This window comes from Candidatus Ancaeobacter aquaticus, assembly GCA_030765405.1.
In the GTDB taxonomy this organism is placed as follows: domain Bacteria; phylum Auribacterota; class Ancaeobacteria; order Ancaeobacterales; family Ancaeobacteraceae; genus Ancaeobacter; species Ancaeobacter aquaticus.
In genome coordinates this window covers 1-11,918 of sequence record JAVCCP010000013.1, presented here as the reverse complement: position 1 = coordinate 11,918, position 11,918 = coordinate 1, and the positions used below count along the sequence as shown (strand labels likewise).

General features: G+C 36.2%; 11 protein-coding genes. All 11 read left to right on the top strand.

Translation table 11 applies throughout. From position 1 onward, the window contains the following. Positions 1–7 precede the first annotated feature (7 nt). The 11 genes from P9M13_01545 (at position 8) to guaA (ending at position 11,625) form a co-directional block, all read left to right on the top strand. Positions 8–391, top strand: coding sequence for a TraR/DksA C4-type zinc finger protein (locus P9M13_01545; protein MDP8261971.1), 384 nt, complete (start codon positions 8–10; stop codon positions 389–391). A gap of 40 nt (positions 392–431) precedes the next feature. Then, entirely contained in the window at positions 432–914 is a 483-nt protein-coding gene (gene lspA / locus P9M13_01540; protein ID MDP8261970.1) for a signal peptidase II, read from the top strand. A 33-nt stretch (positions 915–947) separates the two neighbouring features. After that, a complete protein-coding gene (lgt, locus tag P9M13_01535; GenBank protein MDP8261969.1) occupies positions 948–1,751 on the top strand; it encodes a prolipoprotein diacylglyceryl transferase in 804 nt (267 codons plus the stop codon). Positions 1,752–1,912: 161 nt separating this feature from the next. After that, positions 1,913–2,839: an RluA family pseudouridine synthase gene (locus P9M13_01530; protein ID MDP8261968.1), complete on the top strand. Its 927-nt coding sequence runs from the start codon at positions 1,913–1,915 to the stop codon at positions 2,837–2,839. A gap of 84 nt (positions 2,840–2,923) precedes the next feature. Then, a complete protein-coding gene (locus tag P9M13_01525) occupies positions 2,924–3,919 on the top strand; it encodes a hypothetical protein (protein MDP8261967.1) in 996 nt (331 codons plus the stop codon). Positions 3,920–3,954: 35 nt separating this feature from the next. Next, complete coding sequence (locus P9M13_01520; protein MDP8261966.1) at positions 3,955–6,453, top strand: tetratricopeptide repeat protein; 2,499 nt, start codon at positions 3,955–3,957, stop codon at positions 6,451–6,453. Positions 6,454–6,472: 19 nt separating this feature from the next. Then, entirely contained in the window at positions 6,473–7,090 is a 618-nt protein-coding gene (locus tag P9M13_01515) for a MotA/TolQ/ExbB proton channel family protein (GenBank protein MDP8261965.1), read from the top strand. Next, positions 7,087–7,506 carry a biopolymer transporter ExbD gene (locus tag P9M13_01510; GenBank protein MDP8261964.1) on the top strand — a complete coding sequence of 140 codons (420 nt, stop codon included), beginning with the start codon at positions 7,087–7,089 and terminating at the stop codon, positions 7,504–7,506. The genes P9M13_01515 and P9M13_01510 overlap by 4 nt, the downstream gene beginning before the upstream one ends. A 57-nt stretch (positions 7,507–7,563) precedes the next feature. After that, entirely contained in the window at positions 7,564–8,358 is a 795-nt protein-coding gene (locus P9M13_01505; protein ID MDP8261963.1) for a hypothetical protein, read from the top strand. A gap of 450 nt (positions 8,359–8,808) precedes the next feature. Beyond that, positions 8,809–9,969: a GuaB3 family IMP dehydrogenase-related protein gene (locus P9M13_01500; protein MDP8261962.1), complete on the top strand. Its 1,161-nt coding sequence runs from the start codon at positions 8,809–8,811 to the stop codon at positions 9,967–9,969. Between the two features lie 99 nt (positions 9,970–10,068). Then, positions 10,069–11,625, top strand: coding sequence for a glutamine-hydrolyzing GMP synthase (guaA, locus tag P9M13_01495; protein MDP8261961.1), 1,557 nt, complete (start codon positions 10,069–10,071; stop codon positions 11,623–11,625). Positions 11,626–11,918 lie beyond the last annotated feature (293 nt).

The following is an 11,918-nucleotide window of genomic DNA, read 5'->3' as shown; positions in this document are numbered from 1 at the left end:
GGAAATAATGAATAAAAGAGACATGAAGAAATATAAAGAAAAACTATTAGATAAAAAAGAACAGATTGTACGTTCTTTAAAGCAAATAGAGGATGAAACTCTTAATAAGTCTCAACGAGATCAATCAGGAGATCTTTCGGCATATTCACTTCATATGGCTGATGTTGGCACTGATAATTTTGATAGGGAGTTTGCTCTCGGGCTCATGTCGAATGAACAGAATATACTATATGAAATAGATGAGGCTATGCAGCGTATGGAAAATGGTAGCTACGGCAAATGTGAAACGTGCGAATGTGACATCAGTGAAAAAAGGCTTGAGGCCCTGCCATCTGCAAGTAACTGTAGAGCATGCCAGGAGAAAGTCGAGAAAAAAGGTCCTAAAGCGTAGTGTATAAAATAATTAGTGTCATTTCGGTGTATGTATATTCATGAATGAAAAATCACTTAAGATGCATAACTTTTCAGCGAGAAGAATATATATAATCGTATTATGTGTCTTGTTTCTTGATCAATTATCTAAATATTTTGCTAATAAATATTTAATATTGCATAAAAGCGTTTCATTGATTGACGGTTTTTTTGATATTACCTTGATACACAATACCGGTGCTGCATTTGGTATTCTCATTGAACATACAATTCTTCTTATCTGCATATCGGTAGTCTCGCTTATCGTGTTAATTATTGTTGGTTTGTCTTCTATGGGGCGAGATCCTTATGTTAACACTGCATTAGGTCTCATATGCGGTGGGGCTGCAGGAAATCTCATTGATAGAATCTTTCATGGATTTGTAATAGATTTTCTTGATTTTCATATACATAACTATCACTGGCCGGCGTTTAATCTGGCGGATAGCTCTATTTGTATAGGTACAGTTTTTCTGCTGTGGTATTTTGTAACAAATAAATAGAGCAATAATTTTAACTAACGTAGCTTTAAACTTATGCATCCTATTTTATTACATTTCAAATTTCCCATATATTCGTATGGTGTTTGTGTCGCGATAGCTTTTCTTCTTGGTTATTATCTTGTGCTTAAGAAAGCGGCAATAGAGAATATACAAAAAGAATTTATTTCAGACTTGTTGTTAGTTATTATTATTTCAGGAATAGTTGGTTCGCGACTGTTGTATGTGGTCTTTAATATACGTTATTTTATGGATAATCCATTCGAGATAGTAATGATCAATCGTGGGGGACTCATAGTCTACGGAGGTATTATTGCCACTTTTATTGTTACTTCTATATATACGACAATGAAGGGGCATAAATTTTTTTTTATAGCAGATCTCGTGGTGCCTTTTTTAGCGCTTGGGCAGTCTCTCGGAAGAATAGGATGTTATTTAAACGGATGTTGCTATGGTAAAGTTACGAGTTTTCCTGTCGGTGTTGCCTTCCCAAGATATAGTCTTCCATATTTTAACCATATTGATAAAGGATTTATTAACGGGGATATGTATGCTTCATTGCCTGTTCATCCTGCGCAATTATATTCATCAGGCTTAGATCTTCTTATTTTTGTGGTACTTTTACTTGTGTATGATAAACGAAAATGGAATGGTCAGGTTTTTTGGTTATATGTTGTATTGTATCCACTGAAACGTTTCTTTGTGGAGTTTTTTAGGGGTGATTCTGCAATATGTGGCGGGGGAATGACAATTTATCAAATTATCAGCATAGGTGTGATAATGATTGGATGTTTCGGATATTTTGTAACAAAACATTATAAAGATAGCTATAAGCTGTAAGCTCTAAGTTTTAAGATATAAGATTATGAAATATTTTTTATTGTTTTAAATATTTACTTAAGGCTTAAAGCTCACAGCTTATCGCTGTGTTCGGTGTTCGGTTTGCGATTTCCGTAAAATACAATGCGCTCACCGCAAACCTCTAAAAGTTAGTTAAAAATATGACTGAGAATATTAGGCTTACAATTGATGAAGAAGAAGAAAATGAGCGTATTGATAAATACATCGCATCATTTCTTGAAGGTCAATCACGATCATATATACAGAAACTTATCAAAAACGGTGACGTGTTAATTAATGGAAAGTGTGTCAAACCTAACTGTCACACGAAAAACAAAGATGAGATAGAAATACATATCCCTGATCCGGTAATCTTAGATGTTGTTCCAGAAAATATTCCGATTACAGTGCTATACGAAGATGACTCTTATATTGTCTTAAACAAGAGCGCTGGGATGGTTGTTCATCCAGCAAGCGGCAATTTTGCGGGGACTCTTGTAAACGCGCTTTTATACCACACTGAAAATCTTTCAGATATCAATGGTGTGTTGAGACCAGGTATTGTGCATAGATTGGACAAAGATACAACGGGCTGTCTTGTTGTTGCAAAGACAAATCACTCACACAGGAACCTCTCTAAGCAGTTTGAAACAAGGCTAGTAAAAAAAGAATATTGTGCGATAGTGAAAGGTGTTATCAAGGAGGATAATGGAGTAATTGATATTGGCATAGCACGCCATCCTGTAATGAGAAAAAAAATGAAGGCAGCGGAATATGGAAGGCAGGCAGTTTCTGTTTATGGAGTTATAGAGCGCTTCAAAGATGCTACCTATGTCCGTGTGTATCCAAAAACAGGCAGAACTCATCAAATTAGAGTGCATCTTTCACATATTGGATATCCTATTCTTGGTGATGATCTCTATTGCCGCAATTCTGTTATCAGGCATACCTGTGCTATTTCCAGACAGATGTTGCATGCTGAGCGATTACAGTTTTTTCATCCTGATACGGCTGAATTTAAGGAATATGTTGCACCGCTTCCCTCTGATATGAAAGAGGCTATTGCCTGTCTGCGGAAATTAGAATAGTGCAATAATATCTATGTCATTTCATAAATATTCGATATACTGAATTTATATGATCTAAAGTTTTTTATAAGAGAACTATTTATTATGCCAAAGAATAAGTTTATACCATATCCAATAGAATTCGAGCCGATCTTTAAGGAAAAAGTGTGGGGAGGACAAAACCTCAAGAAACTATACTCACGAAATCTTCCTGAAGCAAAGAAAATTGGCGAGTCATGGGAAATATCCGCGTTAGGTAACGATGTTTCAAAAGTGGCTCATGGGGAATATAAAGGTTTGCTACTGACAGATCTTATTAATAAGTATACCAAGTCATTTTTGGGTGCTGATATATATAATAGGTTTGGGTCACGGTTCCCTCTATTATACAAGATTATCGATGCGCATAAGCCATTTTCAGTACAAGTTCATCCGGATGATATTGTTGCAAAGACTACTGAAAAAGGGAGCTGGGGGAAGACAGAATTATGGTATATGTTAAAAACTTTTTCCAATACACGAATTATTACTGGAATAAAAGACTGGGTTGGTGATGAGACATTAATTAATGCATTACAAGACGGGACAATTGAGCAGTATTTGGAAGAGTCGTGCGTTAGTGATGGTGATGGGTATTATATACCAGCAGGAAGGATACATGGATTAAAGGGATCGGCTGTTTTCTTTGAAATTCAGGAAAGTTCGGATCTGACATATCGTTTGTATGATTGGGATCATAATAGAGAGCTCGATATAGATAAGGCAATACCGGTAATTGAACCCAATAATTCTGAAGAGCAGCTGTTAAGTCCCGTATTGATTCAATCAGATGATTTCGATGAGCGGTTGCTTATTGCCTGCGACCACTTCACTGTAGAGAAAATTACCGTAACAAATAAGTATTCATCACTTTGTAATGGAGAAAAATTTCAAGTTATTTTTGTTACCCGTGGTGATGGTCGTTTGCAGTACGGGAAAAGGTGCTCTGAGATGATAGTCTTGCGTGAAGGTGGCTTTTATTATCTGCCTGCAGCACTCGATCAGTATAAAATAGTTCCCGATAAACACTCTATTGAATTTCTTAAATCTTTTGTTACTTAGGGGATATTATTCTTTCTCAAGCCCTTAAAAAAATAATGTCAAAAATTCCACTCAAAATAAGCATTCTTATTATTGTGCTTCAATGTGTGCTGTGTTTAGGCATGCACAAAGAAGCTGAGTCATTTCCTTTTATTCAGAGAGATAATGAAACTTCATTATTCAATAGAGCGCAAAATGCATTTAACGATGAGTTGTATGATGTAGCTATAAGGCAGTATGAGAGGTTTGTCGAAGAATACCCTGATTCTAAGCACATTGAGGCTGCGAATATTCTTTTGGGCGAAAGCTATCTTGCTCAAAAGAAATATAATAAAGCGCTTATATGTTTCTATAAAGTTGTTGATAAATCACAGGCGTTAAAAGAAAAAGGAATGTATTTAATCGCATCCGCATATTTTCAAAAAGGAGAATATGAGAACGCAATAACGAATTGTGATGAACTTTTATCCATTAGTCCGGATACAGAATTTGGCAAAGATGCATATTTTTTGAAAGGAAGAGGCTATACGTCTTTGGGTAAATACACAATGGCTTTAACTGAATATAGAGAGCTATTAAAGATGAAAGAAAACGATGCGTTTAATGATTACGTTCGGTATGAATGTGCAAGGACATACAATCTTCTTAAGGAATATAATAAATCTATTGCACTTCTGCGTGAGTTAAAAGAATCACTCAAAACACAAAAGATACTACCAGAAATAAATTATTTGTTAGGACATAATTTTAAAAGTCTGGGTAAGTACAAAGATGCCGTTACTGTGTTTGAAGAAAATAGTAAGATCGATCCCACTGAGAAAATTGCGTACAGCTCGCTTTATGAGCAGGGTGAATGTTATACTGCACTTAAAGAATACAAGTTATCTGAGAAATGCTTTCAAAAAATTATTTCAGAGTATCCTCAAAGCAATAGTGTCGAATACGCACAGCTAACATGTGCACGAACAATGCTCCTCAATAAGGAGAATGAAGAGGCTATAAAACTTCTTGATACGCTTGTTAAAGAATCTAAAAATGATGATGTTATTTCGCATGCATATTACACATCGGGGGTAGCCTCAATCAAAGAAAAGAAATATCTGGATGCAAGTGGCATGTTGCAAAAAGCATTAGAGAAATCATCAGATGATTCTTTAACGATGAAAATATATGATGCATGGGCACGTTCATTATTTGCGGAAGGGAAGAAAGAACAGGCAATTGCTGTCTTGAGAGACGCGGTAGTCAAAGGATCTGACCAAAAGACTTATATTGGAATAGAAGTATTGTTAGGTGATGCTTTGTTTAATGAAAAGAATTATTTGGATGCAATTAAAATATATGAAGAAATACATGAAATCCATCAGGAGGAATTGTCGTCGCCTATTATTAGTCATATCTATTACCAACAGGGAATGGCGTATTATCATCTCAAGAAATATGATGCCGCTATCCGATATTTTCAATTAGTGCGAAAGGCAAAGAAAGAGTCACCTTATTTAGATAAGGCCTTATATTATGAAGGGGTGTCTCAAATTGGTAACGGAAACAACAATGAAGCGATCAGTATTCTGACTTTATTGTTGAAGAGTAGTGAGGATAGGTCTCTTAAAGAAGATGCATTGTATTCATTGGCAAATGCACACTGCAATCTTCGGCAGTATAATGAAGCTATTGAGTTTTATGAAAAGATACTTTCGGATAAACTAGATAAGGGCATTGTAGAAAAGAGCATGTTTGAATATGGGTGGGCTCTTTCATATGCTGGTAGAGAAGACGATGCTTTAAAAATATTTAAAAAATATATTTCTCAATATTCTGAAGGAGAAAAAGTGCCTGAAGCAGAGTTTTGGGTAGGGTATTATTATTTTACGCACCATGAGTATGTTAAAGCACGTGCTATATTTAATGGTATAGCAAAAAAACATGCGCGTTCCTCTGTAGCTGATGATGCATTATTTATAGCCTCTCGTAGCTCTTTTGCTCTTGGAGACCTAAAAAATGCTGTATGGTATCTTAAGCGGTTGCGTAATGAATATCCAAAATCTTCTTTGCAGAAAGATGCTCTTTTTGGCCTCGGAGATATATTCTCTATGATGAAAATGTATAAGCCTGCATTACGTTATTTCCAAAAAATTACACGCGATTACCCACAAGGGATACTCTATTATGATGCTAAGGGAAGAATCGGTGATATGTATTATGCTCAAAAGAATTATGATAGAGCCGTGCATGCATATAACAGTGTTTATGAATCAGATGATGGAAGTTTAAAGGCGCAATCGTTGTACAAAATAGCAGAGTGTTATTCTGCAATGGGAAATAAGGAACGGGCGATAGAGGAGTATCTTAAAGTTATCTATGAATATAGTACTCACTCTTATTGGTATTCATTATCAGCATTTAAAGTAGGAGCGTTCTACGAAAAAAGAGATGAGTGGGTAAAAGCTGTACACGTATATCAAAAAGTTGTTGATATGAATGCGTATGATTATGAACGGGCACAAGATATTATTGAATCAATCAAAAAAGAACATTGGAAGCTATTCAAATAAATTATAAATTGGAGGTATCATGTTAGATATTTTTATCCTCGGCGGACCGGTGATGGTGTTTATCGGACTGATTTCAATTGTAGCATTTGCGGTTTTTATGTATAAAACATTCCATTTGCGACGAGCACAAATTGATACACAGAAGTTTATGAACGGTTTAGCCAATGTGATAAAGAAAAAAAATCATATAGAAGCTATAACAATATGCAATGAAACACCTGGTCCTATATCTGCAGTCTTGAGAGCCGGTTTATTAAAGTATCAAAAGTCAGAAGATCAGGTAAGGAAAGCAATGGAAGTCGCATCATTAAATGAAATTCCTCGCTTAGAAAAAGATACTCCAATGCTCTTGAATATTGCCTATGTAGCACCCTTATTTGGCTTTCTTGGAACGATTATAGGTCTTATTAAAGTGTTTATGCGGATACAGGAAAGGGGGGGGATATTCAATGCTTCTGATATTGCCGGAGGCGTATGGGAATCATTACTTTGTTCTGCCGCAGGTATCGTTGTGGCAATACCAAGTTTTCTTGCGTATAATTATCTTATGAATCGCGCTCAATTAATTGTTTTAGATATGGAAAGGAGTGCGACGGAATTAGTAGCTATACTATTTGAAAAAGAGGAAGACGTATGAAGTTTAAAAAAATATTACGTTACGATAAAGGGTGGATAGATTTTGTTCCATTTCTTAATGTAGTCTTACTCCTTAACATATTCTTTGTGATAACCTCAACACTTATCTATCAACCAGGAATAAAAGTTACTGTGCCTACTGCTCAGCATATTGATTTGAATAAAGAGCAGGATGTGACCGTTGTATCGATTACGAAGGATGATAGAATCTATATTCGCGAAAAGTGGGTGAAGAAGGCTGATTTTAAAAATAAAATGACAATAGTTTCCCAGAATGCACCGAACACACTTGTTGTGATAAAGGCCGATAGTAATGTGTTGCACGATAGAATTGTTTCGATAATGGATATAGCAATTGAAGCAGGGATTAAACGCCTGTCTATTGCAGCATCTCCACGAAATATGCAAAAAAAATAAAAAAATGCGATGGAAAAAAGATAGATGGACTCAATTTTTAAAAGTAGAATATTTTATGTGTTTATATTTGTTTCCATTTTGAGTCATAGCGCAATATTTGGTTGGTTTAAGTGCAATATTGCCAATGTTACCTGTAATCAGAAAACTGCAGATATTGAATTTAGCATTATTAATGCAGAGCAAGAATATCTCGTTGAAAACAGGAAAGGGGTAAAGATTTACTCAAAAATAATCGGGCCACACGATCTATCATTTTTTACTTATCCGTATCACAGAGGGTATTCAAAACGATATTCCAAAACAAACAATATTGAGCCTAAACCGACAGTAATAGAGGGTAGGCACGAAGAAATAAAGATATCTAAGGAAATAAAAGATACAGATATGATAGATAATATAAAATCGGCACATTTGTATAATATTGCCACTGAATTTTGTAATGGGGTAAAAAGTATGCCTCCTGTTTTTCATGCTTCAAAAATAGATAATCAAATAACACACGCAGCCGATATTGAGAAATTGCAGGTGCCTACTTTTAGACTCTTTGGGCCTGTCACCTCGCGTACTCTTATTGCACATCAAATTCCTTATTTTAAGAGAGATACTCGAAGGCTTGATATAACAACGAAAACTAAAAATGATGTGCTAAAAGAAAACATTAAGCTTTCTTTTTGGATTGATCCGAGAGGGTTCGTTAAATATGTTTTGATACTGCAGAGTTCCGGGTCTGAAAAAATAGATTTAATATGTACAAAAGCATTGAAGGCGTGGCAGTTTAGCGCTGATATACGTGCAGAGTCATTGCAATCAGGTACAATATATTTTTTTATTAAAGGAAGTATTCTTAAATAAATGAACACTGACTTTACATACAAAGGATTCGCATTTGATAACACTTTCTCCTGATACTGTTATTGTATTTTATTTAGTAGTGTCCATAGGTGTCGTCTTAATATTTCGATTTGTTGCCAAAATTAAGCAGATTAAACACAGATATTATCCAAAGACTGAAAACCTTAATCGATGTCCAATATGTTTATATCTCTTTGTAGCCGAATCGGATAAGGATATAGTTAGGTGTCCACGGTGCCAAAGCCTGAGTGGTTTAAAAGAGTCCCGTATCACGTAAAGTTCTACGTTTCAGAGCACTATAAAATCATAGAATTGACCTGTTTAAGATAAACCCAGTAAGAATAAACTTAACTAGTTGTTGACTTTATGTCAATTTACCACTAAAATGCTGAGATTTATTAGGCGGTGCGTGGGTTTTTCAATGATTAATATGAAAGGAGATTTACTATTATGGAATGGATAGGCAAAGATAGGAGAGCTCGATGTTGCTATGGGTTTGACGAGGTAGCTCTTGTTCCCGGGGAAACAACAATAAATCCTAATGAGGTTGACACCAGCTGGCAAATAGGTGATCTGAAATTTAATGTACCAATATTAGCCGCTGCTATGGATGGTGTCGTGGATACGAAGTTTGCAAAAGCAATGGGAAAAATTGGTGGTATAGCTGTTCTTAATCTTGAAGGTGTGCAGACACGATATGATAATCCATCAGATGTCTTAGATAAAATCGCTATTGCCCCCCCTGAAGAAGCAACTAAATTAGTGCAGGATTTGTATCTTGAGCCAATTAAAGAAGAACTTATTGCCAAAAGAATTCGTGAGATAAAAGAAGAGAATGTTCCTGCTGTTGTTTCTTCTATACCGCAAAGAGCTAAGCATTTTGGCGCTATATCACAGGAAGCTGGTGCAGATATCTTTCTTGTACAATCTACAGTAACAACTGTTGTGCATGAATCATCAGAATATGAAGTGCTTGATCTTACACATTTCTGTAAATCAATGAAAATTCCCGTCATAGTAGGTAATACCTGTTCCTATGATGCAGCACTTGAATTAATGAAAACAGGTATAGATGGGCTTCTCGTTGGGATCGGGCCTGGTGCAGCATGTACTACACGTGGTGTGCTTGGAATAGGTATCCCTCAGGTTACTGCCACTATTGATTGTGCCGCCGCACGAGATTTTTATTATACGCAAACCGGCAAACATGTAGCAATAATTACAGACGGCGGAATGAACGTTGGCGGAGATATATGTAAAGCATTTGCTTCTGGTGCCGATGCGGTGATGGTTGGTTCAGCATTTGCTCGTACCGAGGAAGCTCCAGGACGTGGCTATCACTGGGGAATGGCAACGCCACATGCAAATTTACCGCGGGGGACTCGTATATTTGTAGGGACGACAGGTACTCTTGAACAGATAATGTTTGGCCCTGCTAAGCTTGATGATGGTTCTCAAAATCTTATGGGTGCTTTGCAGACATCAATGGGTAGTGTTGGGGCGCATAATATCAAAGAGATGCATCTAACAGAATTAATAATAGCCCCATCAATTAAAACCGAAGGTAAAATATTTCAAACTGTACAGCGTGTTGGTATGGGAAAAAAATAGCTATATAATAAGCTATAAGTTGTAAGCTTTAAGAATTTCTTATTTTTTTCTTACTTATAGCATATAGCTTACAGCTTAAAGCTTAATAAAGGTATTTATATGTCACAAGAATTGGCTCATGACGTTATTGTGGTACTTGACTTTGGTTCTCAGTATAGTCAATTAATTGCTCGAAGAGTAAGAGAAAACAACGTTTTTTCAATTATTCTTCCGTATAATGTTTCAGTTGATGAAATAAAAAAACATTCACCAAAAGGATTAATTCTTTCCGGAGGTCCTGCAAATGTTAATAGTCCAGATGCCCCACATTGTCATAAAGAAATATTTGAAATGAGAGTGCCTGTTTTAGGTATTTGTTATGGTTTACAGCTCGAAACACATCTTTTAGGAGGTAAAGTTAATCAAAGTGACAAGAGAGAGTATGGTAGAGCAGAGCTAAAAATAACTGATTCAACCTGTAAGCTATTTGAAGGTCTTCCTCAAAATATAAGTGTGTGGATGAGCCATGGAGATAAGGTCGAAGTATTACCTGATGGATTTCAAACAGCTGCAATAACTTCGAGTTCTCCTTGTGCTGTTGTACAAGATGTGGCAGCAAGAATCTATGGGTTGCAATTCCATCCGGAAGTTGTTCATACTCCAAATGGAAAAGATATTATAAAAAATTATCTTTTTAAGGTATGCGACTGCAAAGGCGATTGGACGATGGAATCATTCATTGAAAGCTCGTTAAGGGAGATTAAGAACAGAGTTGGTGATAAGAAAGTCGTGCTTGGACTCAGCGGTGGCGTTGATTCATCTGTTGCAGCTATGCTTATTAATAAAGCGATCGGAGACCAGTTAACATGTATTTTTGTGAATAATGGTGTTTTAAGAAAAAATGAAGCCGATAAAGTTGTTAACACATTTAGAGATAACTTTAAGATCAATCTTGAGTATGTTGATGCGACGGACCGATTCCTGGAAAAATTACAGGGTGTTGTGGATCCTGAAAAAAAGAGAAAAGTGATCGGCAACGAATTTATTAGAGTTTTTGAAGAAGGTGCCAGGTGTATAGGTGAGATAGATTTTCTCGCACAGGGGACATTATATCCCGATGTTGTTGAAAGTGTATCTGCTAAAGGAGGCCCATCAGCGACGATAAAAACTCATCATAATGTTGGTGGGTTACCCGAAGATATGAAATTTGAGCTAATAGAGCCTTTTAGAGAACTTTTTAAAGACGAGGTTCGTGAAATTGGAAGAGAACTTGGTTTGCCAAACGAAATAATACAGAGACAACCGTTTCCCGGACCTGGACTTGCTGTGCGTATAGTCGGTGAAGTCACGAGAGAGAGACTAGATATATTGAGAGAAGCAGATGCGCGTGTCGTTGAGGAAGTAAAGAATGCAGGGCTTTATGAAGAAATATGGCAGTCTTTTGCAGTACTTTTACCGATAAAAACTGTTGGTGTAATGGGTGATGAAAGGACATATGAAAATGTCATAGCTGTTCGTGCAGTCAATAGTACTGATGGTATGACAGCTGATTGGGTACACTTGCCGTATGAATTATTGGCTCTAATTTCAAACAGAATCATCAATGAGGTTAGAGGTGTGAATAGAGTTGTATATGATATAAGCTCAAAACCGCCGAGTACCATTGAGTGGGAATAAGCGTTAAAAACGATATATAGGAAAAGGAATAATATGAGCCGATAATTACTAATCGGCTCTTTTTTTATGTAACAATTCTATACTCCCTCCTAAATCTTTCGGTTCAATACCTCTGTATTTAAGCAGGGAAGTCCCCTCGACTATAAAAAGTCATGTGATTTTTGGTCAGCAATTCCGCAACAAAGTATTTTAACCCACCATAAGTCATTCTATTTACGATATTTTAGTGGTAAACGCCTTGTATGAGCAAATTCGCATTGGATTCGAAGTATTATGTTGACATAAAAACTGAT

Coding starts and splice junctions, on each gene's coding strand:
- P9M13_01545 (MDP8261971.1), top strand. CDS start 8: ATGAATAAAAGAGACATGAAGAAATATAAAGAAAAACTATTAGATAAA.
- lspA (MDP8261970.1), top strand. CDS start 432: ATGAATGAAAAATCACTTAAGATGCATAACTTTTCAGCGAGAAGAATA.
- lgt (MDP8261969.1), top strand. CDS start 948: ATGCATCCTATTTTATTACATTTCAAATTTCCCATATATTCGTATGGT.
- P9M13_01530 (MDP8261968.1), top strand. CDS start 1,913: ATGACTGAGAATATTAGGCTTACAATTGATGAAGAAGAAGAAAATGAG.
- P9M13_01525 (MDP8261967.1), top strand. CDS start 2,924: ATGCCAAAGAATAAGTTTATACCATATCCAATAGAATTCGAGCCGATC.
- P9M13_01520 (MDP8261966.1), top strand. CDS start 3,955: ATGTCAAAAATTCCACTCAAAATAAGCATTCTTATTATTGTGCTTCAA.
- P9M13_01515 (MDP8261965.1), top strand. CDS start 6,473: ATGTTAGATATTTTTATCCTCGGCGGACCGGTGATGGTGTTTATCGGA.
- P9M13_01510 (MDP8261964.1), top strand. CDS start 7,087: ATGAAGTTTAAAAAAATATTACGTTACGATAAAGGGTGGATAGATTTT.
- P9M13_01500 (MDP8261962.1), top strand. CDS start 8,809: ATGGAATGGATAGGCAAAGATAGGAGAGCTCGATGTTGCTATGGGTTT.
- guaA (MDP8261961.1), top strand. CDS start 10,069: ATGTCACAAGAATTGGCTCATGACGTTATTGTGGTACTTGACTTTGGT.